Genomic DNA, 22,781 nt, shown 5'->3' with positions numbered 1-22,781 from the left:
CGGAGACCGCCTCCGCATACCCTACCGCCCGGCCCGTGCCGCCGGTCAGGGCTCGTCAGGGCACGTCAGGGCACAGTGACCTCGACGGTCGAGCCCTTGCGGCCCTTGCTGACGCGTAGCTGCGCCGGGACGCGGGAGCGCAGTTCGGTGACGTGGCTGACGATGCCGACGGCCCTGCCGCCGTCGCGCAGGCCGTCGAGGATGTCCAGCACCCCGTCGAGGGTCTCCTCGTCGAGGGTGCCGAACCCCTCGTCGATGAACAGCGCCCCGATCTCGACTCCCCCGGCCTCGGCGCTGACCACGTCGGCCAGGCCGAGGGCGAGTGCCAGCGAGGTGATGAAGCTCTCACCGCCGGACAGGGTCGCCGGGTCGCGGTCCCTGCCGGTCCAGCCGTCCACGATCCGCAGGCCGAGCCCGCCTCCCGACCTGCTGCGGTCGCCCGCCGTACGGCCGAGGCCGTGTTCGAGGAGATAACGGCCGCCCGACATGCGGTCGAGGCGCTCGTTGGCCGAGTCGACCACCTGCCGCAGGCGCTCGCCGAGCACGAAGGCGGAAAGGCGCATCTTCCAGCGGTTGTCGCCCGAGGTCCCGCCGGTCAGGGCCGCCAGCCCCTCGGCGACGTGGTGACGCCGCCGCGCGGGACCCCAGCGGTCCAGGCATCCCGCCAGCTCGGCGCCGAGCGTGACGAGCCTGGCGAGCCGGGCCCGCGCCTGGTTCGCCGCGGACAGCAGCCTCGCCTGGGCGGCCTCCGCGGCGTCACGCGCGGCCCGCAGCCCGTCGAGGTCGGGTTCGGGCTCCGCGGCGGCGGCGACCAGTTCGGGGTCGGCCAGCAGGGCGGTGACCGCGACGCGTTCCCTTTCGAGCTCGCGCAGCCGTTCGGCCTTCTCCTCCCGCTCGGCCGGCGGACGGAAGGCCGCGAGCGCGTCCTCGACACCGGAGAAGCCCGCCTCGACGGCCGCGGCCGTGGCCGTGACATGGGCCGCCGCCAGCTCCGCCGTGGCCGTCCGCTCCAGCCGGGTCGCCTCGACGGCCTCCGTGAGCAGCTCCGCCTCCTCCGCCAGCCGGTCCAGCCTGGCGGCCAGTGTCGGGTCGTCGCCCCGTGCCTCGTCCAGGCGCGCGGTCAGCCGCTCGATGTCCGCGTCCAGCCTCTCCCGCCGCGTACGGCGGGCGGCCAGCGTGACCGCGAGTTCGCGCGAGAGCTCCTCAAGCCTGACCTGTTCGTCCGCGGTCCGCGCGGCCTCCTCGGCCAGCGCGGGTTCGGCCCGCGCCGACTCGGTGAGCCCGGCCAGCGCCTCCTGCGCCCGCGCGAGTTCCCGCGCGGCCTGCTCGGCCGGGACGTCCGTCTCCTCGGACGCCTCCCGGTGCTCCGCCGCCAGTTCCGCGGCGCGACCGGCCGCCTCCGCCGCCGCGGCGAACAGGGCCGCCTCCCGCGTCAGGCGCTCCCTGCGGGCCTGGACGGTCGGGTCGGCGCCGCGTGCCTCGTCGAGCCGGGCGGTCAGCCTGTCCTGTTCCGCCCGCCACTCCTCCTGGCGGGTACGGCCTCCGGCGAGCAGCCGCGCGGCGTCGGCCGCCCCGGTCCGCGCCTCGTCGAGTTCGGCCGTCAGACGCTCCGCCTTCTCGGCGAGGGCGCTCTCCGTCTCCGCGACCGCCGTCAGGGCGGCCAGCGCGCGCCGTACCTCGTCGAGGGCCTCCCGCGCCTGCTCCACGGGCGTGTCCCCGGCCACGGCGAGGGCCTCTTCGAGGCGTGAGGTGAGGGCGGCGACCGCGGTCTCGGCGTTCCTGCGCCGTTCCACGGCGGCGTCGTGGTCGGCCTGGGCGGCGCGCTCGTCCTCGGGGGTCGGGGCCCGCCCCGACCTGGCCGCCGGGTGAGGGTGTTCGGGAGAGCCGCAGACGGCGCAGGGTTCGCCGGGAACGAGTTCGGCCGCCAGTTCCGCGGCCATGCCGTCGATCCTGGCCTGCCGGAGGTCCTGGAGGCGGTCGCGAAGCCGCTGGGCGAGGTCGACGGCCTCGGCCTGGAGCGTCCTGGCGGCGTCGAGTTCGGCGCGCAGGCCGTCGCGGCGTCCGGCCGCGTCGAGTCCGGCCGCGGCGGCGGCGGCACGTGCCCGCGTCTCGGGGATCTCCGCCGCCCTGGCCCTGACCTCGGTGAGCTCCGCGGTGACCTCGGCGAGCGCGGCCGGGAGTTCCGCGCACCGCGCGCCAAGGGCCGTCTCCCGCTCCTGCGCCTCGGCGAGTTCGGCGTCGAGCACGGCCAGCGGCCCGGCCAGTTCGGCGAGCCTGGCCTCGTCGCCGCGCAACCCCTCAAGCCCGGCGAGCAGCCGCCCGTGCTCCCGTTCCCGTACGGCCAGCAGCTCGCGGGTGCGCGCCTCGTCCCCCGGACGGTGCTCCACCGGATCGGGCAGCCTGCCCAGCGCCGTGGCCAGGTGTCCTCGCGCCTCCTCCAGGGCGACGGCCAGGCCGTCCCGCCGCTCCACGGCCTTCAACCGGGCCAGCGCGGCGTCGCGCGCCGACTCCGCGGCCGGGACCCGCGCGGCGTCCAGGCGGGCGGCGGAAAGCCTTGCCTCCGCCTCGCGTCTGAGGCCGGGCAGAACCCCAAGACGGCTGTCGGTCTCCTTCTGGCGGGCTTCCAGCTCCGCGATCTCCCGGGTGAGCGTCGCACGCTCCAGGAGGTCCTTCGACAGCAGCGGTTCCTGCGTGCGCAGTTCCTCCAGCCTGGTGATCTCCTCCCGCCGGTCGAGCGCCATCGCGGCCAGCCGTTCGACGCCGGCCGCGTTCTCGCCCGCTGCCCCGGCTGCCGGCCCGATCAGGGGCAGGGCTCGGGCGACGGCGTCGGCGGCCATCCGGTGCGCCTTGGTCGCGGTCTCCTCCCGCTGCTCGGCGGCCCGGATCATGGGCAGCACCCGGTCGGCCCTGGCCGCCTCGTCGAGCACGTCCTCCAGATCGGCCCGTTCCTGCGCGCTCTCCCCGAGGGCGCGTTCGCGCGCCACCGCCTCGGCGTGGCGGCGGCGCCGGTCGGCGAGCGCGTTTCCCTGCTCAAGGGCGGCCCGCGCCAGCCGTACGGTCTCCAGGACACCGTCGTTGTCGCGGCCCGCGCCGGCCTCGGCGTCGGCGGCGAGCGCCTCGATCGCGGCGGCCCAGGCGAGCGGGTCCTCCTCGCTGGAGGAGTCCCCGGCGTTCTCGGCGAGGAGGGCGAGCAGTTCGGGGCCCGCCGCCTCCTCGATGCGTTTGACGGCGAAGTCGACCTCGGTGCGCAGGCTCTGCTGCTCGCGGAAGGCCTCGGTGCGCTGGTCGGCGAGCCACGCCTCGGCGCCGGCGTAGACCCTCACGGAGAACAGCCGTTCGAGCACCCTGCGACGGTCCTCGCCGTCGGCGCGCAGGAACCTGGCGAAGTCCCCCTGCGGGAGCATCGCCACCTGGAAGAACTGGTCGGCGTTCATGCCCAGCAGGGTGCCGATCAGCTCGCCCGCCTCGTCGACCCGCGTGGTCAGCCCGGTCCACTCGCCCGAGGGGGTGAACTCCTGGACGAGTGCCTTCTCCTTCTCCCCGGTCATGCCCTCTCCCCTGAGCTTGGGGCGCTGCCAGGCCGGGGAACGGGTGATCTTCAGCCGCCGCCCCCTGAGGGTGACCTCCAAGGCGACCGAGGGCCCCCTGCCGGGTGGGGCGTGGTCGCAGCGCAGGCTCTTGGCGTTGTCGCGCCTGCCGGGCACCCTGCCGTACAGGGCGTAGCAGAGCGCGTCCAGCACGGTGGTCTTGCCCGCGCCGGTCGGGCCGTGGATCAGGAACAGCCCCGCCTCTGCGAGAGCGTCGAAGTCGATCTCCTCCTCACCCGGGAAGGAGCCGAACGCGGTGATCCACAGACGGTGCGGGCGCATCTACGCCATCGCCTCCCTGATTCGGCAGTTCTCAATGGCCTCGCGGAGCAGCGTGGTCTCCTCGGGGTCGGCCTCCTCGCCCCGGACCTCACGGACGAAGTCGAGCGCCACCTCGATCTCCGGTTTTCCGGCGAGCCTCGGCCGTACCGCGCCCTGCTGGGTGCCGCCCTCGGGCTCGAAGGAGAGGCTGAGGGTGTGCGGGAAGCGGGTCCTGAGGCGTTCCATGGCCTCCTTCGGCCTGACCGGGTCGGTCAGCGTGACCTGGAGCCAGTGGTCCTCGTAACCCGCGTGGTCCGCCGAGGTCAGCAGGTCGTCGAGACGTCCCCTGCGCGTGGCGATCGGCCGGGGGACGGGGGCCTCGGCGAACTCCGCGCTCACCCGCCCCCGCGCGTCGACCTCCACCAGCCACGAGCCCTTCACCTGGCGCTCCTCGGAGAAGGAGTAGGCGATCGGGGAGCCCGAGTACCGTACGGTCTCACTCATCCGCTGGCGGCCGTGCAGGTGGCCGAGCGCCACGTAGTCGACGCCGTCGAAGACGGAGAGCGGGACGTGCTCGACCCCGCCGACGCTGATGTCGCGCTCGCTGTCACTGGCCCGCCCGCCGGTGACGAAGGCGTGGGCGAGCACGACCGAGCGGGTCCCCCTGCGGGCCAGGTCCGCGCGGACCAGGGACATGGCGTGCCCGAGCGCCGCGGTGTGGGTGCGTTCGGGCAGCTCCCACGGTTCGCGCACCAGCTCGGGTTCCAGGTAGGGGATGCCGTAGAAGGCCACCTGCCCGTCGCCCGAGGGGTCCTCGACGAGGACCGGCTCGCCCGCCCGCGCGGGGTCGGTGCGCAGGTGGACGCCCGCCGCGTCGATCAGGTCCGCGCCGAAGCCGAGCCTGCGCGCGGAGTCGTGGTTGCCGCTGATCAGCACGGTGCGCACCCGTTCGCCGACCAACCGCCGCAGGGCCTGGTTGCACAGGTCGACCGCGTCGACCGAGGGCAGCGCCCTGTCGTAGACGTCGCCGGAGACGACGACCACGTCGATCCGTTCGCTCCTGATCGTCTCGATCAGGTGGTCGACGAAGGCGCCCTGGGCGTTCAGGAGGCTCTCGCGGTGGAAGGAGCGGCCCAGGTGCCAGTCGGAGGTGTGGAGCACGCGCATGTCACGTGAAGCTAACAGGCCTCGAACGCACACGAGACCACTGTGACCACTCTGCTCCCATTCGTCCTGTCGGGTGTGACCGGCCGTGGGTACGCTGAAGATCGTACGTTTCTCCCGGAGGCGAACAACGACCAGGGAGCGATCGGCATGCGAGCTGGCCGAGGCGTGGTGAGCGTGGCCGCGGGTGTGGTCCTGCTGGCCCTGGCGACGGTCGGCTACACCCTGCCGCCTCCCTTCGATCCGCCGCCGCTGAACGTGGACCCGATCTTCCAGAACCTCCCCGCCCAGCCCGCCGCGGAGGCCAGGCCGGTCTCGGCGAACGGGCGTTTCTCCGTTGAGGACATCACCGTCGACGCCGGGGACACGACGCTCGACGCGACGATCCGCGCGCCGCTGTCCCCCGGCAGGCATCCCGCCCTGGTCTTCGTCCAGGGGGCGGGTCCCGGGGTGCGTGACGAGTTCACCGACCAGGCCGAGTGGCTGGCCGGGGCGGGGATCGTCACGCTCGTCTACGACAAGCGGACCGTCCGCTACGACTTCCGCAACCGCGACTTCGAGCTGCTGGCCGAGGACGCCCTGCGCCTGCTGGCCAGGCTGCGGCTGCGCGCCGACGTCGACCCCGCCAGGACCGGCCTGTGGGGGGTGAGCGAGGGCAGCTGGGTGGCGCCGATCGCCGCGGCCAGGAGCCGGGACGTCGGGTTCACCGTGCTGGTCTCCGCGCCGAACGTCTCACCGTTACGCCAGGTCACCTGGGCGCTCGGCGAGCAGCTCGACCGGCTGCACGCCCCCGCGGGGACCAGGGAGCTGCTGGTCAGGGCGATGAGCGCGGTGCACATGAACTTCCTGCGCCACGACGGCATGCCCGCGCTGCGCAGGGTGCGCGCCCCCGTCCTGGCCCTGTACGGCACGAGCGACCCGTCGATCCCGTTCGTCGAGAGCAGCAAGGCCCTGACCGGCGCGCTCGCCGAGGGAGGCAACCCCGACTACACGATCCGCTACCTGAAGGGCGCCGACCACGGCATGCGCCTGCACGGCGGCCCCTTCGCGCCCGGGTATCTGGAGACGCTGGCCAACTGGGTCACGGGACTGCCGGGAACCGCCAGACCCGCCGCGCACATCGCGGGCGCGACACCCGTACAGCGCTACGAGGCCAGCGAGGTCCCCGCGGCGCCGTGGTACGCGGGCGGGGCGGTCCTGGGGATGACGCTGTGCCTGACCGCGGTCGGCTACGTGGTCGGACCGGTGACCGAGATGGTGCTACGGCTGCGCGGGCGGCCGTCCGGCGAGACCGGCGCCAGAGTCTGGCCCCCGGTCAGGCGCAGGTTCCGGCGGATGGCGTGGACCGGCGCCGGGCTGCTGGTCTCGGTGGTCGCGCTCATCACCCTGCTGGTGCTGTTCTCGGTCAACCAGGCGGGGGCCTGGCCCGCGGTGCTCGCCGGGTGGCTGGTCATCAGGATGCTGGCCGTACTCATGCTGTTGCAGGAGGTCACGGCCGGCGCGGCGGTCGTCTCCGGGCTGCGGGAGGGCTGGCGGCCGAGCCGCCCGCAGTGGGCCGCGATCATCGGGGTGCTCGGCGGGACCGGCCTGCTGCTGGTCGCCGCGGCCTACTACGACCTGTTCTCCTTCCCCTGGTAGAGGTTCCCCTGGTAGAGGCCCTCCGGAAAGGTCTGGTTCGCCGGAGCGCATGGTCACCTCCGGACCGGGTTTCGGCCAAGAAAGTCACAGCCTTAGGAAATATGTCAGGATAAAGGCGGATTTCTTTTCCAAGGTGTTCATCCGTACGTCGCCCCTCAGCCTCGGCGCCCGCCCTACCATCTCCCCTGCGGCGCTCAAGCGCGTGGGGAGATCGGGGAAGCGGGTGCAGGACGGATCAAGGCGACCGGGACCACGGGGGCCGCGAAGGCTCGGCGCGGTCGTCGGCTGGACGGCCCTGTCGGCGATACTGCCCGGCGCGGGGCACCTACGGGCGGGATGGCGCAGGACCGGGATCGCCCTGCTGTCGGTCTACGCCCTGCTGCTGCTCGGCGTGCTGTGGGTGCTGCTCACCACCGACCTCGGAGACCTGGCCGGGCTGCTGGTCACCTCGACCTGGCTGTCCGCCATCACGATCGGCGCCCCGGTCCTCGGCCTGGCCTGGTTCGTCCTGGTCGTGCACTCCTTCACGGTGCTTCGGCCCGGCATGCTCCGCGGCCCCGCACAGGCGGTCGCGGGGGTGATCGCGGGTCTGCTCGCCATCACGGTCGTGCTGCCGTTCGGCCTGGCCGGGCAGTACGCCACGGTCTCGCAGTCGGCGCTCGACCGGATCTTCAGCGCCCCGCCGGCCACCCCCGCCCCCCGGGCCAGTTCCTCCCAGGAGAGCGATCCGTGGGAGGGCAGGACCCGGGTGAACATCCTGCTGCTCGGCGGTGACGCCGACACCCACCGGGTCGGCGTACGGACCGACAGCATCAACCTGGCCAGCATCGACGTCAGAACCGGCAACACCGTACTGCTCGGCCTGCCGCGCAACCTGGAGAACATCCGGTTCGTCCCCGGCTCCCCGATGGCCAAGCGCTTTCCCAACGGCTTCCGGCTGCCCGCCAACCCGGACGGCTCCCGCGAGGACCTGCTGTTCTCGGTCTGGGAGTACGCCGACTCCCACCCGGAGCTCTTCGGCGGACGCAAGAACCAGGGCGCCAGGACCCTCATGGAGACGGTCGGATACACATTCGGCCTGCGGGTCGACTGGTACGCCCTGGTGAACATGTGGGGCCTGGCCCGGTTGATCGACGCCATCGGCGGCCTGCGGCTGACCGTGCCGCAGGACATCGTCTTCGGCAAGTACAACGAGGGCCTGGTCAAGGCGGGGACCCGCAGGCTCGGGGGGGCGGACACCATGTGGTTCGCCCGCTCGCGCACCTTCAGCGACGACTACACCCGGATGGGCCGCCAGCGCTGCGTGCTGAGCGCCCTGCTCCAGCAGGCCGACCCGGCGACCGTGCTCTCCCGGTTCAACCGGATCGCGCTGGCCACCAGGGAACTCCTCCAGACCGACATCCCACGGCCGATGCTGGAGCACCTGGTGCCGCTGGCCCTGAAGGTGAAGAGCGCCGAGGTGACCAGCGTCCAGTTCGTCCCGCCGCTGATCAGCACCGGCTACCCCGACTGGGCCAAGATCCGCTCCCTCACCGCCAAGGCCGTCCACACCTCGTCCACCGCTTCGGCGTCCCGGGAACGACTCGCCGCCCCCGCGACTCCCACCTCAGGCACCACCGCCACGCCAGGGGTCACCTCTTCTCCGAGCGCCACCGCCTCTTCGGGCGCCACTGCTTCTCCGAACGCTACTGCTTCTTCGGGTGCCACCGCCGGCCCGAGCGGCGCGCGGGACACAGGAACCACCTCCAAGTCGGGCAAGCCGACGGAACCGGCCCCGGTCAAGGAGATCAACGAAGGCTGCGCCTGACCTCGGAGCACGGCTGAGTACGGCGCACGCCCAGCGCGCCCTCCCACACTCTGGAGCATCGGCGCCCAACCTCTGAACACGGCTGTGTACGGCGCACGCCTCGCCCCTCCCGTCCACGCCGGTCGATGCCATCGCGCCTGCGGACGACCTCGGCGAGGATTGTGGGCACGACGGCCTCAGTGAGGAGGCTCCCGGATGACCTCTGTGGGGCTCGCGGACGACCTCAGTGAGGGGGAACGGCCCACACCTCACCGCCTTGGTTAAGCCTTCTTCAGCGACGGCCTGTCCCGCCCGAGAGGCTTTTTCTCAAGGAAAGCGACCGGCGAAGGAGGGTGGCGTCGCCCGTCGCCGATCCCGGCGGTCGGCTACTCTCGATCATCCGGACCACATCAGTGGTCGAACACGCCGTTCTTCACCCCTCCGACGAAGGCGTTCCATCCGGCGGGAGCGAAAAGAAGTTTGGGACCGTCCGGGTCTTTGCTGTCACGAACGGCGACCACCCCGGGAAGGTTCACGGCCACCTCCACACACTGGCCGCCGTTGTCTCCGGAACGTGACGACTTTCGCCATGCAGCGGCGCTCAAGTCCATGCCCCCTCGCTTTCTCCGATCGCCCGAATCAGGTCAGCGGTCGAACTCACCGGTCTTGACTTCACCAACGAAGGACCGCCACGCATGAGGGGCAAAGAACAGCGTGGGACCGTCCGAGTCCTTGCTGTCACGAACGATGACCATCTCGGGAAGGTTCACGGCTACCTCCACACACTGGCCGCCGTTCCCTGAAGACAGCGATGATTTCCGCCACACGGCGGCGCTCAGGTCCACTCGCGTCTCGCTTTCTCGATCATCTTGAGGGATGCGCGTTCAGGATAAGCCCACAGACGTATCGCCTCATATCGCTCCTGAATCAGGGTCACGAGTTCGCAGTCAGCCGTGACATGCCCCTGGGCTGGTGAGTCCGCATGGACGGTGACCGGGTTCCCATCAGGAAGCTCGGCAATCATAAAGGCCCCCGCCAAACCTGGAAGACAGTCCGGGTCGACAACCTGAATGGAGACCGCAGGACGCTCAACGATCTTCAGAAGACAGTCCAATTGCTCACGCATCACCTTGGCATCGCCGACCTTGCGATGCGGTACACCGGCGTCGACGAGCACGAGGACAAGTGGAGGGCTGTCACGATCGAGGATTCGCTGTCGCCGCATTCGCGCTTCGACCTGATTCTGAACCACTTCGGCAGTGGCCCTGGGCTCCAAGCTGAAAAGGTGCCGGGCATAGGCCTCCGTCTGGAGGAGTCCAGGAATCAGGAGGGGGTCCCAGGATCGTAGGACGCGGGCGGTGGGCTCGATCTCCTCGGCCCAGCTCCGGAACCAGACCGGGCCGCCGGGCTGGGCGGTGATCCGCTCGTAGAGCCGGACGAAGGAGACACCGCCCTCGGCGCCGAAGAGCCGGTCCAGCCGCTCGGCGTCGGACTTCGACGGACTGCGGACGGCCTTCTCCAGACGGCTCACCTGGGTCTGGGTGCACCCGAGCCGGGAGGCCACGGCGGCCTGCGGCAGCTGGGCGCCCTCCCGCAGGCGGCGCAGCTCGACGCCGAACCGCACACGCGGGGACGCAGGATCAAGAGCCGGCACCACTTCCATCACATTCCCTCCCGAATTATAAAAAACTGACCTATTGCCCGGCCGGTGATACCGAATTCAGTCCCGGACAGACCAACGGCTGTCATCATCCACCCTGCTCTGGACTGCGGAACAGATACCCGACCAGGCATCAGGGGAGCATCATAAACGCACTCCCCTATCGCCGGGAGGAGCGAAGAAGAAAGCAATCAATCACCTCTGCACCGGGAAGGAAGCAACCCTCCAATGAATACGCCGATGAAATTCAGTCTCCCGGCCGGGCACGCCGGAAAGCATTCCGGAGCCCGGCCGTGACGCCTGGCGAGCAGCGCGAGAGATTCGACCACCTGGTCCGGCTCGGCCGGACGATGCACACCCTCGGCGCCTGCGTCGTCCTGGTCCTTCCCACAGCGGGTGAACCGGTTCTGGAAGTGCGGTCAGCGTCCGGCACCCTGGCCCGCGTCATCGTCATATGGCGTTCCGGCTGGGCCTTCACCTGGCGTCCGTGGTGGGCTCGAATGTGGCCGGGAGGCAAATGGGTGGCGGCCCACGCCGACAACGCCGCCGACGTCATCATGGCGGAGGTGGGCGCATGAGAGGCAACAATCCGATCGGCCATTACGGCGACACCCGGCCGAAGGCGCCTCACGACACCTGGCAGCGGAACTTCCCGGGAAAGGAGATATCCATTCCCATCGCCCGAAAATGGGCACGCGATCTCCTGACCGGGCAAATCGCCGGCCCGGTTCTCGACGATGTGCTACTCCTGCTGAGTGAGGTGGCCACCAACGCGGTCACCCACTCGAACTCGGGACGCACGCCGGGCGGGCAGGTGACCGTACGAATGACGCACGCTCCCGGCGACGTCCACGTGCAGGTGACCGACGACGACTCGTCCACCAGTGCGCCAATCGTCCGGACACCCGATCTCGACGAGGACGGCGGACGCGGCCTTTGGCTGGTGAATCTGCTCGCGACCACATGGGGGACGCACCGCGGTGAGACCACCCGATCGGTCTGGTTCCGAATCTCCGACTTCTGACGCCGAATGCGGTCAAGAACGTGGCGGAGGCGATCCGACTAGGCGAAGATCGGTATGTCTCAGCGTCAACCGTACTTTCGGAGGTAAGGCATGCGCGTCACCCGATCACTGGCCATCGGCCTGACGCTGATAATCGCGGCCTCGGGATGCACCACCTCCGAACCCTCCCTGAAGGAAGCCACCGCAGAACTCCAGAAGGACACCCACCTCCTGGAAACCGACGACCTGTTCAAAAACCCACTTATGAATCTCCATATCCTCCAACGCCCCGATAAGGACGTCCCCTGCGGAGAGAACGGATTCAAGCGAGTGTTACGAGCGACAGCAGACGAGGAGCGCAAAAAAGAAGAAAGTACCGACACCTACCTGGATACCGCCGAGAGGGTTATGCAGAACACTCTTTCCAAGACCCTGGGGTACAAAATTGAATACGACACCACCCAAATAGACACCCCAGAAGGGCGGTTCATCAAAGGCATTAAGAATACTGGGGTAAGTGTGGATGTTTACGTATCACCAGAAGCCCCCACCTGGCGACTGCGCGCACAGACGGCCTGCCTGCCGAAATAACGAGTCAATCTTCTTTTCCCGGACGTCTCAACAGATTTTCTGCCAGATCACTAGACTGGAATCGCGAAGAGTATTCAATCTCCTTGTCGAGATTGCCATTTTCGTCCATCCAGTTCTCATAGGCAGACAGCTTCGCCTGGAGCGCTTCCTCCCACTTCCCTTCACCGGCCGCTTCACGCTTGGCGTCAATTACAAGTTCTTCATATGTTTTGAGGGTACCCGTGGCCGTGTTGACGAGCTCTTGGGGCGGTCTACTCGTTGGGTAGCCTCCGCTGTAGAGAAGGTGAGCCATGTCGAACTTCATACGCCTCGCGAGGTCGGCTCGCTGCCCAGTGGCCTTTTCTACCTGCTTCTCAAAGCTGTCGTCCCACCTGTCTCCCAGGTCACTGAAGCCGTATGCCTGAAAGACCTCCCAGCCAAGGTCAATGAACTCGTTCGTGAAAGAGAATCCGCCCATCAGGAAGCCTGAGGTGTTCTTGATGAAATTGCGGGCGTGTTCACCTGCGGCGTCCTCTTCACCAAGCGCATCCTTCGTCGCCTTGAACATGACACTACTGAAGTCCCCAAACATCATGGAGATGTCACGAAAATAGTTGTCGTCACTCTGGGCGTCCAGCCGGGCGGCGGCCAGCAGGGTGTCATGCCGGAACCTGGCCATTGCCGAGTTGAAATCGGCGACAGAATTCTCTTCTCCAACGAAGGTTTTCATGAACCGGTAGGTGTCGCCAGGGCTGAGATAGAACGCGGGGGTGACCCCTGGAAGGGAAACCCAATGCTCCGGGATGCGCATTCCCGACGCTCTGTTCGCGGCCTTGTCGAAACGGGCCCCCGAGGCCAGCTCATGAACGTACGACCTGCCGATCACGCCCATAGAATCCTTGGCGGTCGCTGGCAAGGCCACGCCGAAAGGCCCTGTGACCAGCATCGTGTCCAGAGCGAAGGCGGCTGCAGCTTGGCTATGTTGTCCCGGCTTCTCGGTTGTGGCCTCGGCGCCGGACTCCAGCACCCGGCCGAAAGCGTCAGCGACCTCGTCCCCGGCACTCACCTGATCGGCGTAGTCGAGGAAGAGCTTCATCTTCTCGACCTGGCTGAGTTTGACGCCCGTCCCACCCATACCCGCGAACGCCTCACGCACCGCCGCACCGTCCCCCGCAAGCACCTCGAGGGCCATCGCCACCAGGTCGGGGGGCAGGTCGTACTTCTTGGCCTCGTCGAAGTTCGCCCGCCAGTCCTGTTCGGGGTTCTTCATGAAGTCGTCCAGAACCAGCGCGCGGGCCGCCGCACTACGCACCTTGGCGGGGGCGTTCGCCCCCTTGAGCAGCGCGAGACGGTTCCACGCGACGATCTTGCTTCCTGCTGGTTTGGTCAGATCCTCCCTGACCTTGGCGAACGCCGGGACCAGCAGGGGCGCGTTCAAAGCCGCCCCCAGTGCCTTACTGAAGGCCGCCAAGTCCTGCTTGGCGGTCTTGCTACCAGCCGCCATGAGAAGACTCGGCAGCTTAACGCGAGACTTGGCGGGCAGCAGGGCGAAAAAGGCGGCGGCGGCCTGAGGGTTGTCGGCCAGCGCGGCGACCTCGTCGGCGTGATCATGGACGAGGTTGGCCAGAGCGTCACCGTCGCTCCTGGCCAGGATGTCGTTTCCGTACATCCTGGCCAGCCCCTGAGCGACTTCCATGGACTCCAGGTCATCGGGCAGACGAACAAGCCCCTGGCCGCCCGTCATCGCGACGGCACCTCCCAGTTCGGGGGCCCCGGCACCCAGGTTTCCGACCAAATCGATCCGGCCGTGCAGCATGGAGACCTGGGTGCCGCCCCATTCGGCGATGTCGGAGATCTCCCGCAGCGCGGGGGTGCCGATCCCGTACCGGCCGAGTTTGCCCTCGTACTCCCTGCTGAACGCGGTCAGCCGGTCGGCCGCGCCCCGCAGGGAGACGGCCAGCCGCCCCATCTCATCGGGGTCGATCCCGCAGAACTCGTCGCTGTCCGCCAACACGCCTTCCCCTCAACGACTGAGGCGGTCACACCCGCCCGGCCATTTCCCGGCGCATGGCGTCCGCCTCGGACTCGGTCACCAGCGGAGGCTGCCTGCGCAGTTCCTCCTCGATCGCCTCCACGACCCGCCGGGCGAGCTGTCCCAGTCGCTGGTGCCGTGCCTCAAGCTCGGCGCCCCACTTGACGGCCGTCGGCCCCGTCCAGACCTTTCCCGACTGCATCGCTCCAACGGCGCGCTGATAGGCCTGCCGAACCTCCTGGGAACCGTACTCGGCCTCTCTCAGGAGTTGTTTCAGCCGTTCGTGCCGAGGGTTGGGCACCATCCGCTCGGTCACGCCACCCCGTCTCCCCCAGCTCACCGTGGATGGAAAAGCTGGATATCACACTAAACGCCGGATATTTACGGCGGCAGGGTCGACCCCCGTCAGTGCCGCGCCGCCGCCGTTTCGATTGCTTCGCCTGTTTCAGATAGTGCGATTACGAGGGGAAGATAGACGTGCCCGGCATTCACGTCAAGTTCTCGGTCAATCCAGGATCGATGGACACTCGAAAAGCGGCCGACGCCGCCGGGCGGCTCGAAGAGATTCTCAGGCGACACCCCGGCGAGAGCGGCGTCCGGTTCACCGCCGACCCAGGTGACGAAAATCCGCTGGTTCTCCCACGCGAGGCCCTCCTCCTGCTCGCCCACGTTCTGACGCAGGTCGCACGAGGCCGGGGCGTTTCGGTCATCCCCTCGGGGGCCGAACTGACCACCCAGCAGGCGGCGGACGTGCTGCGCGTGTCGCGCCCCTACCTGATCAGCCTGCTGGAGGCCGGCCTGATCCCTTACCGGCTGGTGGGCAGGCACCGTCGCGTCGTCACCGAGGATCTCATGGAGTACGCGCACGGGCTGTGGCCGGAAGGCAATCGCCCATCACCCGGAAACGGCACAGAAAGACCGTAGTCCATCCCCGGGAACTCCACCCGCCGTCAAAACCGTTCCCATCCCGCCGCGACCCCGCGAACCCGAAAGCAGGCCACTCCCCACGAGGAGAGCGTTAACGAATGTCGTTCTTCGACAGAAACATCGACGCGATAGACAACGCCGCAAAAATCGTATTCTTCGGAAGTCTCGCGATTCTCGCCCTGATATTCGTCACCGGCCCGGTCGGCCTGTTCACCCTCGTCGTGCTGGCCACGCTCATCGGCTCCGGGCTCGTCCTGAACGAGGTCGCGGACGCCCAGGCGCGCATGGACCAGGAGGCTGCCGAACGGGGGACACAGTGGCACGAGCGGCTGCGTGCGAACCGTGAGCGTGAGCTGCACCGCGAGATCCAGAGGCTACGACGGGAACGCGAACGTTGACCGTCCCGGCTCGTGAGTCGTGCCCGACCGACCGAGCGCGCCGTGGCGCGGTGACCATGAACTGAGCCACCGCTCAGACGGCGTAGGTCTCCTTGGCCAGGCGGCGGACACGATTGACGTCGACCGTGTGGCCCAGGCCCGGCTGGGTGAGCGGTACTGCGATCACGCCGTCCGAGGCACCCACCGGCGGTGTGACGATCTGCGCGCTGCGCGGGGGTTCGGCCACGTCGCAGGGCAGCCCGCAGCCGGGCAGGCTGGCCGCGGCGACCGTCGCCGCCCTGGCCAGGCCGGTGCCCTGGCCTCCCGAGCAGGCGATCTCCCATCCGGCCGCGGCGGCGATGTCGTGCATCCGCCGTACCTCACGCAGGGAGCCGATGGCCGAGGGGCGCAGCAGCAGCGCCCGGCCCGCGCGCGTGACCACCGCCTCGTCGAGCTCGGCGGCCGAGGAGACCTCGACCAGCACCGGGGCTGCGACGCGTTCCTGCAGGTCGGCGTGGCCCGCGAGACCGGTGAAGGGGCGCTCGATGGACGAGAGCGTGTAGGCGTCCATCGCCTCAAGGGCCCTGGCGTCGGTGTAGCCCCCACGCGCGTCGACGCCGATGCCGAGGGCGGGGTAGGCCTGACGCACCGCGCGCAGCGGCTCGACGTCCCAGCCGGGGTGGACGTCCAGGGTGACGTGGGCGTATCCGGCGCAGACGTGCCGGTTGACCCGTGCGACCAGGCTTTCCAGGTTGCGTTCCGCGCCGATCCTGACGGTGGCCATCAGCGAGGTACGGCTACCGCCGAGCGCGTGGGAGAGCGGCACGCCGCGCATCCTCGCCCACAGGTCCCAGCAGGCCATGTCGGCGGCCGGTCCGCCGGGAACGTCGCCCAGTTCGTCGGGATGCTCCCAGTCGAGGCCGATCAGCGCGCCGCTCAGCTCTTCCTGCAGGAGCCTCCAGGTCTTGGGGCCCGGGTCGACGATCTCCCCCCACCCGGTCATGCCCCCATAGTCGGTGAGCCGGACGAGGACCGCCTCGGGACGCCTGCCGTAGGGCAGAACCAGCCGGAACACCTCAAGCTCACGTACGCGCGGCATGGACCCCCTCGATTCCGTACAGATCGGGAAAACGCCTTGGGAGACGTCTCGGAAACACAATGAGTCCCGCTCTGGGGCGGGACTCCTTCTCCCAACACGAAAGGCGCTCGGCGTCTTCCCCATGGTGTCACGGCCACGGACCTCCCCGTCCGGCCGCGCCTCACGCTCAGGGCCCCGACCGTCCCCGCCCCGACCCACGTTCGGCCCCGAACCGGCCCCGGTCCAGGCCCCGCCCCGACCACGCCCCACGCTCAAACCCCGAACCGCTCCCGCCCCGAACCGGCCGGGCCTCCACCCCCGGCGCGACCTGCGCCCGGCTTCCGAACCGCCCCCGACCGTGTCCCGCCCAGCCCTCAAACCGCCCCCGGCCGGATCTCGCGCTCAAACTCCGAACCGGCCCGAATCACCCCCCGACCGCGTCCCGCTCAGCCCTCAAACCGTCCCCGGCCATGGTCCCCGCTCAGGTCCTGAAGCGGCCCCCGGCGAAGGTGCCCGTGGCGGCCACGAGCGCCGTCAGCGCGAAGCAGGCCAGGTACACCGGCCCGGACGCGCCGAAGGCCGCGACGATCGCCCCGACGACCGCGACCAGGACGACCGTGAAGACCGACTCGCCGATGCCCATCGAGGCGCTGTTCTCCCCCTCCTCCCCAGGCTTCGACAGTTCCAGGACGAGCACGGACAACGTGGGGTAGACGCTTCCGATGCCGAGTCCCACGATCGTCTCTCCGGCGACGGCCAGCGCGACCGGGACCTCGGGGAAGATCGTCAGAGCCATCAGCGCGATGCCCAGGGCGATCATGACAGGTCCCGCCCGCAGGATCAGCACCCTGCCGATCCAGCCCCGTCCGACGACCCACGAGGCGAACGCCCAGGCCAGCGCGCCCGCGGTGAGCACCATCCCGGCCGCGGCCGGTGACAGTCCCCGTTCCCCGGTGAGCATGAGCGGCAGGAAGACCTCAGCGCCGAGGGCGGTGCCGGCGACGACGCCGCGCAGCGCGATCACCGACGGCAGGCCCCGCGCGGCCCTGAGGGTGCCCGGCGGCAGCAGCCTGGGCAGTGACAGGGCCAGTACGGCCAGCCCGGCGGCCAGCAGGACGAGCCCGACGCCGCGGGCCGCTCCGCCGTACTGCATGAGGGCCGCGCCGACGGCCGTCAGCGCGGCCCAGCCGAGACGCCTGGCGATGGGGGTGCGCCTGCCCGTCTCCTCTTCACGCTCCCCTTCGGGGACGACGGCCAGGCCCCGCCAGAGCAGCAGCGCGGCGGGCAGGACGAACATCGGCACGCCGAGGAAGACCCAGCGCCAGCCGAGATGTTCGACCACGACGCCCGCGACCAGCGGCCCGGCCATGGACGGCACGACCCAGCCCGCGGCCAGGGCCGAGAACACCCTGGGGTGCATCTGTGCCGGATAGACCCGAGAGACCAGCACGTACAGCGCCACCTGGAAGATCCCGCCGCCGAATCCCTGGATGAACCGGCCGAGGACGAACACGTCCATGGTCGGCGCGATCCCGGCCACGACCAGTCCGGCGGCGAAGGCCCCGATTCCGGTCCAGAGCGGGGCCACCGGCCCGCGCAGGTCTCCCCAGCGCCCGCCGAGCACGGTCGCGACCATCCCGGCGGCCAGCGCCCCGCTGAAGGCCAGGGCGTAGAGCGCGATCCCGTCGAGTTCGCGGCCCACGACCGGCATCGCGGTGGCGACCGCGAGCGCCTCGAAGGCGACCAGAACGATCAATGCGACCATACCGACCGTCAGTGCGCGATAACGTTCGGCGAACATCCCCTCCTGGGGGGCTTCGACCACGGTGGAAGTCATGCACTGGACGGTACGGTCGCCGCCCCGCCCCGGCATCGGTCCCGTGAGTCGGCCCTTGGTCGTAGGACCACGCGCCGTAGAACCACGCCCCGCGAACCGTGCGCCGTGGGCCGTGCGTGAAAATATGTGCGACCGATCGGTCATATTGTTTGCTAGGGTGGGCGCGTGATCGACGGACGGCTTCTGCGTGGCGAGCGAACTCGCGGGACGGTGCTCGACGCCGCCGTCCGCCTGGCCTCGGTCGAGGGCCTCGAAGGCCTCTCGCTCGCCCGGCTCGCCCAGACGCTCGGCGTCAGCAAGTCCGGGCTCTTCGCGCATTGGCCCGACAAGCGGTCCCTGCAGCTCGCGATCGTGGAGCACGCCCGGCGGCAGTGGATCGAGCAGATCGTCGAGCCCGCCCTGGGCGCGCCACGGGGGCTGCCCAGGTTGCTGGCCCTGCACGAGCTCCGCCTGGACTTCTACGCCTCGGAGCGGCTGCCCGGCGGCTGCTTCTTTCAGGCCGTCGGCAGTGAGTTCGACGACCGGCCCGGGCCGGTGCGTGACGCCGTCGCCGCCGCGATCGACGACTGGATGGACCTGCTGGCCGGGCTCGCCGGGCGGGCCGTCGCCCTGGGTCAGCTCCGGCCCGAGACCGACCCCCGGCAGCTGGCCTTCGAGATCGAGGCACTCGGCGCGGTGGTGGTCGTCCACACCCGCCTGCTCCAGCACGAACGGAGCCGTGAGCACGCCCGCCGGGCCGTGCTCGACCGGCTCCGCACCCTGGCGACCGACCCCAGCATCCTCCCGGAGGCCTGACATGACGACCGCCCTGCTACCCGGGCACGTCCACCCCGTCCAGATCCACTTCGAGGACCTCGACGCCATGGGCGTCGTGCACAACGCCCGGTATGTCCTGCTGCTCGAACGGGCCCTCTCGGGCTACTGGGCCGCGCGGGGCTGGGCCTTCGACCCCTCGGAGCCGCACTTCGCCGACCTGTTCTTCGTGGTGCGCGAGTTCTCCGTCACCTACCACGCCCCCATCTCCAAGGTGGGCGAGGCGTCCGTGCACTTCTGGGTCGAGCACCTCGGCACGACCAGCCTCGTGTACGGCTTCCGCGTGCTGTCTGCCGACATGTCGGTCGTGCACGCCGAGGGCCGCCGGGTCCAGGTGAAGCTCGACCCGGCCACCCTCCGCCCCTCCCCCATCTCCCCCGATCTGCGTGAGGCCGTCGGCCCCCTGCTCTGCCCCGCGCCCTGATCGTTCCCGTCGCCCTTCGGCGGGGCCGGGCCTCCGTACCGCCCCCGCCGGGACCGGGTCAGGTGGCCGCGACCCCCAGCTCCCGCTCGGCCCACACCCCGACGTCACGGCGCTCGATGGCCGCGGCCATGAGGCCGGGGAAGGCGTCGGGGGTGCAGGCGAAGGCGGGCACGCCGAGAGCGGCGAGGGCCGCGGCGTTCTCGTGGTCGTAGAAGGGCGCGCCCTCGTCGGACAACGCCAGCAGCACGATCACCTGGACGCCCGCCGCGGTCATCTGGGCCACCCTGCGGAGCATCTCCTGCCTGACGCCTCCCTCGTAGAGGTCGCTGATCAGGACGAAGATCGAGTCGGTGGGCCGGGTGATGAGCCCCTGGCAGTAGGCGATGGCCCGGTTGATGTCGGTGCCACCGCCGAGCTGCGTGCCGAACAGCAGCTCGACCGGGTCGTGGAGCTGCTCGGTCAGGTCGACGATCGAGGTGTCGAAGACCACCAGCGAGGTCTTCAGCGAGCGCATCGAGGCGAGGACCGCGCCGAACACGCTCGAATAGACGACCGAGGCCGCCATGGACCCGCTCTGGTCGATGCAGAGCACGACCTCCCGCTGGACCGCGCGCTGGCGCCTGCCGTACCCGACGAGCCTTGAGGGCACGACGGTGCCGCGTTCGGGCAGGTAGTTGTGCAGGTTGGCCCTGATCGTGCGGTCCCAGTCGATGTCGGCGACCCGGCGGGGCCGGTTGGTCTTGGCGGCGCGGTCGAGCGCCCCCGTCACCGCCGCCTTCGTCTTCTGGGTGAGCCGGCGCTCCAGGTCGGCCACCACCTTCGCGACCAGCGCCCTGGCCGACTCGCGTGCCTTCTCCGGCATCACCCGGTTGAGGGACAGCAGGGTGCCGACCAGATGGACGTCCGGTTCCACCGCCTCGAGCATCTCCGGTTCGAGCAGCAGCCGCGTGAGGTTCAGCCGTTCGACCGCGTCCTTCTGCATGACCTGCACGACGGTCGAGGGGAAGTAGGAGCGGATGTCCCCCAGCCAGCGCGCCACCCTGGGTGCGGAGCCGCCGAGGCCCGCGCTCCGCTCACCGCCCTCCCTGCCGCCTTCCCCACCGCCGTAGAGCGCCGCCAGGGCGCCGTCCATCTGCGCGTCCACCCCGCCGAGCGCGCATCCGGTGCCGTCCGCGTCGCCGCCGAGCACGAGCCGCCAGCGGCGCAGCCTCTCGTCCGTCACGCGATCTCCGTCCTTCCCAGAAGTGCCAGCACGGTGCGCGTGGCCGCCGCCGCGCGTTCCTCGTCGATCTCCTCGGCGTCCCCGGTCATGGCGGGGCCCTCCCCGGTGCCCAGTGACCTGACCCGGGAGCCGATCGAGCGCCGCTCGGGTGCGGCGAAGGCGCCGAACGTACGGCGCAGCAGCGGCAGCACGTCGACGAACGTCTCCGGCGCCAGCCCGGTCAGCCACTCGTCGATCAGCGCCAGCAGCCGGGAGTCGTGGACCAGCAGCAGGCCGCCCCCGGACAGGAAGCCCTCGACCCAGGCGGCGGCGCGGGCCGGGGGGTGCCCAGCGGACATGGCCCTGGCCATGACGGCGCCCACCTGGCCCGCTTCGAGGTTCCCGGCGTCCAGCAGGAGCCTGGTGAGGCGTCCTTCGATCACCCCGGGCAGGCCGGAACGTCCCGAGACCCCGCGCAGCGCGCCCAGCCAACGCGCCGCCGGTGAGTCCTCCCCCTCGGGCACCGGGGCGTCCTGGAGCAGGGTCACGGCCGCGTGCACCGCGTCGACGTGTTTCAGCAGGTCGCGGGCGGCGTCCTCGTCGAGCCCGGCGGCGGCGCCGCCGAACCCGAGGCAGATCCTGGTGAGCATGGCGTCGGCGACGGCCGCCAGCCCCTCCGCGGGGGTCGCGCGCACGTCGCCGTAGCGCTGGGCGCGCACCATCGCGGGGAAGGCGGCCATCAGGTGCGTGACGTCGCCGTCCAGGGCGGCCTGTTCGGACAGGACCTCGATCACGTACGGCAGCGCGTCCGGCAGGTCGGCCAGCAGGCACTGCTCGACCAGGCCGGTGAGGACGGCCAGCGGGACCTCCCGCTTCTCCTGCCCGCCGCGTGCCAGGTCATGGACCCGGGCGACGGCGGCCGCGGGGACGGTCGTGCCCCACACGCCCGCCTCGATCAGGTCGATGTCGAACTCGGGCCGCCAGGCGAGTGTCCACGACTCACGGAAGGTGCCCTTGCCCCGGCTCTCCTTCGGCGTCCCCCAGCCGACGCCGAGCAGGCGCAGCCGGTGCAGCAGTCTGCTGCGCTCCAGGTCGAGGGGTTTGCGCAGGTCGAGGTCGTGCTCGCGGTCCAAGGCCTCCGGCTTGAGCCGTACCCGGCGCTGCTCCTGACGCAGGTGGCGCTGCAGCGGGACCATCGGGGTCGAGTCGGGGACCGTGCCCAGCCGCTCTCCCACGACCATGCGCCGCTGGACCAGTTCGACCGGCAGGTCGTCACCCTCGCAGAGCACCGCCCTGACCGCCTCGGTCGCCTCGGCGAGCCCGGCCAGCGGTCTTCCCCTGAGCGTGGCCAGGCTCCTGGCGAGCCGTACCGCCTCGATGACGTGGGCGGATGAGACGGGCAGGTCCTCGGCGCGCAGTGTGCCCGCCGCCTCGGTCAGCCAGCGCTCGACCGGACGGTCGGGCGCGGTGAACAGGTGGTGGTACCAGCCGGGCGAGGTCACCCCGGCGCCGTATCCGCTCCAGGCGGCCAGCCGCCCGTACGTCCACGGCACCCACGTCGTCTCGACCTTGACCTTCGGCAGGCCGCGCAGCAGCGCGTCGTCGGCCTTGGCCGTCGGCAGCCCGGCCCCCCAGGCACCGCCGGGTGACCCGGCGTCCGGCGGCCCGGCCAGCGCGGGCACGTGCCAGGCGCCGCAGACGACGACGATCCGCTCGTGGCCGTCCCTGATCGCCGTACGGATCGCACGCCGCATGAAGGCCTCCCGCCGGGCCTCCTCCTCGCCGGGGACGTGCCCCTCCCGGACCGCGGCCATCGCCTCGGCGATCACCTGGAACGGTGTGTCCCCCCGGTGCTCGACCGCGTCCTCCCACCAGCGTTCCGGGTCGTCGTATCCGGCGGCGTGGGCGAGCGCGCCGATCGGATCGGCCCGTACGGCGGGCGCCCGGTCGTCCTCCTCGTTCCCTTCCTCGTCCCGCTCCTCGGAGGCCGGGGCGAGGCTGTGCGCGGCGGGCATGTCGCAGAAACGGACCGGGACGTCCGCCTCGACCGCGTGCCGGATCGCCTGCCACTCGGGGGAGAACACCGCGAACGGCCAGAACGCGGCCTTGGACGACTCACCGGGGACGTGGGCCAGCAGCGCGACCGGGGGTTGAAGCTCGGGATCCTTGGCCAGCCCGACCAGGTCGTCGGCCTCCGGCGGCCCCTCGATGAGCACGATGTCGGGCTTGAGGCGCGTCAGCTCCTCCCGCAGGGAGCGCGCCGAGCCGGGACCATGGTGCCGGACCCCCAGCACGGAGACGCTCACCGGCGCCTCCCGACGGTCGGCTCCCGCGTGCCGGCGGGCACCGCCCCGGCCCGAGCCGTCTCAGCCCGCGCTCCGGCGGCCCGTGCCACAGCGCCCCGCACCCCGGCGGTCCGCGTC

Annotated in this window: 20 protein-coding genes; 9 read left to right on the top strand and 11 right to left on the bottom strand. The window is 70.5% G+C overall.

Annotation, left to right across the window (positions count from 1 at the left end):
• Window positions 1-65: 65 nt before the first annotated feature.
• The gene (locus ACFOYY_RS34710; protein WP_386195383.1) at window positions 66-3,869 is read right to left on the bottom strand and encodes an AAA family ATPase; all 3,804 of its coding nucleotides are present in this window, start codon (window positions 3,867-3,869) and stop codon (window positions 66-68) included.
• Window positions 3,870-5,015, bottom strand: coding sequence for an exonuclease SbcCD subunit D (locus tag ACFOYY_RS34705; RefSeq protein ID WP_352011516.1), 1,146 nt, complete (start codon window positions 5,013-5,015; stop codon window positions 3,870-3,872). It abuts the gene before it with no gap.
• Window positions 5,016-5,162: 147 nt separating this feature from the next.
• Between ACFOYY_RS34705 and ACFOYY_RS34700 the strand changes: the two genes are divergently transcribed.
• Together ACFOYY_RS34700 and ACFOYY_RS34695 are read left to right on the top strand one after the other, a co-directional pair.
• Window positions 5,163-6,650 (top strand): alpha/beta hydrolase family protein, encoded by a 1,488-nt coding sequence (locus ACFOYY_RS34700; RefSeq protein WP_362775665.1) that lies wholly within the window; start codon window positions 5,163-5,165, stop codon window positions 6,648-6,650.
• Window positions 6,651-6,873: 223 nt separating this feature from the next.
• Window positions 6,874-8,457, top strand: coding sequence for an LCP family protein (locus ACFOYY_RS34695; protein WP_386195381.1), 1,584 nt, complete (start codon window positions 6,874-6,876; stop codon window positions 8,455-8,457).
• A 389-nt stretch (window positions 8,458-8,846) separates the two neighbouring features.
• Here ACFOYY_RS34695 and ACFOYY_RS34690 read toward each other — a convergent pair whose 3' ends face one another.
• Genes ACFOYY_RS34690 through ACFOYY_RS34680 form a run of 3 tightly spaced genes read right to left on the bottom strand, consistent with a single transcriptional unit; the run spans window position 8,847 to window position 10,099 of the window.
• Window positions 8,847-9,047, bottom strand: a complete 201-nt coding sequence (locus ACFOYY_RS34690; RefSeq protein WP_386195379.1) for a DUF397 domain-containing protein — start codon at window positions 9,045-9,047, stop codon at window positions 8,847-8,849.
• Between the two features lie 33 nt (window positions 9,048-9,080).
• Complete coding sequence (locus ACFOYY_RS34685) at window positions 9,081-9,263, bottom strand: DUF397 domain-containing protein (RefSeq protein WP_386195441.1); 183 nt, start codon at window positions 9,261-9,263, stop codon at window positions 9,081-9,083.
• An 8-nt stretch (window positions 9,264-9,271) separates the two neighbouring features.
• Entirely contained in the window at window positions 9,272-10,099 is an 828-nt protein-coding gene (locus tag ACFOYY_RS34680) for a helix-turn-helix domain-containing protein (protein ID WP_386195377.1), read from the bottom strand.
• Between the two features lie 290 nt (window positions 10,100-10,389).
• Between ACFOYY_RS34680 and ACFOYY_RS34675 the strand changes: the two genes are divergently transcribed.
• The 3 genes from ACFOYY_RS34675 to ACFOYY_RS34665 all read left to right on the top strand — a co-directional run bounded on the left by ACFOYY_RS34675 (window position 10,390) and on the right by ACFOYY_RS34665 (window position 11,690).
• On the top strand, window positions 10,390-10,674 hold the full coding sequence (locus ACFOYY_RS34675) for a hypothetical protein (protein ID WP_362911524.1): 285 nt from the start codon (window positions 10,390-10,392) through the stop codon (window positions 10,672-10,674).
• Entirely contained in the window at window positions 10,671-11,120 is a 450-nt protein-coding gene (locus ACFOYY_RS34670; protein ID WP_386195375.1) for an ATP-binding protein, read from the top strand. Before ACFOYY_RS34675 ends, ACFOYY_RS34670 begins: the two co-directional genes overlap by 4 nt.
• A gap of 90 nt (window positions 11,121-11,210) precedes the next feature.
• On the top strand, window positions 11,211-11,690 hold the full coding sequence (locus ACFOYY_RS34665) for a hypothetical protein (RefSeq protein WP_386195373.1): 480 nt from the start codon (window positions 11,211-11,213) through the stop codon (window positions 11,688-11,690).
• Window positions 11,691-11,694: 4 nt separating this feature from the next.
• Here the strand turns inward: ACFOYY_RS34665 and ACFOYY_RS34660 are convergent, their stop codons facing one another.
• The gene (locus tag ACFOYY_RS34660; RefSeq protein WP_386195371.1) at window positions 11,695-13,683 is read right to left on the bottom strand and encodes a hypothetical protein; all 1,989 of its coding nucleotides are present in this window, start codon (window positions 13,681-13,683) and stop codon (window positions 11,695-11,697) included.
• A 25-nt stretch (window positions 13,684-13,708) separates the two neighbouring features.
• A complete protein-coding gene (locus ACFOYY_RS34655; protein WP_362775649.1) occupies window positions 13,709-14,017 on the bottom strand; it encodes a hypothetical protein in 309 nt (102 codons plus the stop codon).
• 161 nt (window positions 14,018-14,178) lie between these two features.
• Between ACFOYY_RS34655 and ACFOYY_RS34650 the strand changes: the two genes are divergently transcribed.
• A complete protein-coding gene (locus ACFOYY_RS34650; RefSeq protein ID WP_362911529.1) occupies window positions 14,179-14,625 on the top strand; it encodes a helix-turn-helix domain-containing protein in 447 nt (148 codons plus the stop codon).
• A 101-nt stretch (window positions 14,626-14,726) separates the two neighbouring features.
• Complete coding sequence (locus ACFOYY_RS34645) at window positions 14,727-15,026, top strand: hypothetical protein (RefSeq protein ID WP_352011505.1); 300 nt, start codon at window positions 14,727-14,729, stop codon at window positions 15,024-15,026.
• 73 nt (window positions 15,027-15,099) lie between these two features.
• On the opposite strand, the gene ACFOYY_RS34640 is transcribed toward ACFOYY_RS34645, so the two are convergent.
• Window positions 15,100-16,104, bottom strand: a complete 1,005-nt coding sequence (locus ACFOYY_RS34640; RefSeq protein WP_386195368.1) for an enolase C-terminal domain-like protein — start codon at window positions 16,102-16,104, stop codon at window positions 15,100-15,102.
• A 460-nt stretch (window positions 16,105-16,564) separates the two neighbouring features.
• A complete protein-coding gene (locus tag ACFOYY_RS34635; RefSeq protein ID WP_352011503.1) occupies window positions 16,565-17,920 on the bottom strand; it encodes an MFS transporter in 1,356 nt (451 codons plus the stop codon).
• Window positions 17,921-18,085: 165 nt separating this feature from the next.
• On the opposite strand from ACFOYY_RS34635, the gene ACFOYY_RS34630 reads away from it, so the two are divergent.
• Together ACFOYY_RS34630 and ACFOYY_RS34625 are read left to right on the top strand one after the other, a co-directional pair.
• Entirely contained in the window at window positions 18,086-18,715 is a 630-nt protein-coding gene (locus ACFOYY_RS34630; protein WP_352011502.1) for a helix-turn-helix domain-containing protein, read from the top strand.
• Window position 18,716: 1 nt separating this feature from the next.
• Window positions 18,717-19,157, top strand: coding sequence for an acyl-CoA thioesterase (locus ACFOYY_RS34625; RefSeq protein ID WP_362775643.1), 441 nt, complete (start codon window positions 18,717-18,719; stop codon window positions 19,155-19,157).
• Between the two features lie 58 nt (window positions 19,158-19,215).
• Here the strand turns inward: ACFOYY_RS34625 and ACFOYY_RS34620 are convergent, their stop codons facing one another.
• Window positions 19,216-20,379: a VWA domain-containing protein gene (locus ACFOYY_RS34620; RefSeq protein ID WP_352011500.1), complete on the bottom strand. Its 1,164-nt coding sequence runs from the start codon at window positions 20,377-20,379 to the stop codon at window positions 19,216-19,218.
• A complete protein-coding gene (locus ACFOYY_RS34615) occupies window positions 20,376-22,664 on the bottom strand; it encodes a DUF5682 family protein (RefSeq protein ID WP_386195364.1) in 2,289 nt (762 codons plus the stop codon). Before ACFOYY_RS34615 ends, ACFOYY_RS34620 begins: the two co-directional genes overlap by 4 nt.
• Window positions 22,665-22,781 lie beyond the last annotated feature (117 nt).

This window comes from Streptosporangium jomthongense, assembly GCF_042650425.1.
Lineage (GTDB): Bacteria > Actinomycetota > Actinomycetes > Streptosporangiales > Streptosporangiaceae > Streptosporangium.
Note: the sequence above shows the minus strand (reverse complement) of the source record. Positions and strands in the feature narration are given on the sequence as shown.

Coding starts and splice junctions, on each gene's coding strand:
- ACFOYY_RS34710 (WP_386195383.1), bottom strand. CDS start 3,869: ATGCGCCCGCACCGTCTGTGGATCACCGCGTTCGGCTCCTTCCCGGGT.
- ACFOYY_RS34705 (WP_352011516.1), bottom strand. CDS start 5,015: ATGCGCGTGCTCCACACCTCCGACTGGCACCTGGGCCGCTCCTTCCAC.
- ACFOYY_RS34700 (WP_362775665.1), top strand. CDS start 5,163: ATGCGAGCTGGCCGAGGCGTGGTGAGCGTGGCCGCGGGTGTGGTCCTG.
- ACFOYY_RS34690 (WP_386195379.1), bottom strand. CDS start 9,047: ATGGACTTGAGCGCCGCTGCATGGCGAAAGTCGTCACGTTCCGGAGAC.
- ACFOYY_RS34680 (WP_386195377.1), bottom strand. CDS start 10,099: ATGGAAGTGGTGCCGGCTCTTGATCCTGCGTCCCCGCGTGTGCGGTTC.
- ACFOYY_RS34670 (WP_386195375.1), top strand. CDS start 10,671: ATGAGAGGCAACAATCCGATCGGCCATTACGGCGACACCCGGCCGAAG.
- ACFOYY_RS34665 (WP_386195373.1), top strand. CDS start 11,211: ATGCGCGTCACCCGATCACTGGCCATCGGCCTGACGCTGATAATCGCG.
- ACFOYY_RS34645 (WP_352011505.1), top strand. CDS start 14,727: ATGTCGTTCTTCGACAGAAACATCGACGCGATAGACAACGCCGCAAAA.
- ACFOYY_RS34640 (WP_386195368.1), bottom strand. CDS start 16,104: ATGCCGCGCGTACGTGAGCTTGAGGTGTTCCGGCTGGTTCTGCCCTAC.
- ACFOYY_RS34635 (WP_352011503.1), bottom strand. CDS start 17,920: ATGACTTCCACCGTGGTCGAAGCCCCCCAGGAGGGGATGTTCGCCGAA.
- ACFOYY_RS34625 (WP_362775643.1), top strand. CDS start 18,717: ATGACGACCGCCCTGCTACCCGGGCACGTCCACCCCGTCCAGATCCAC.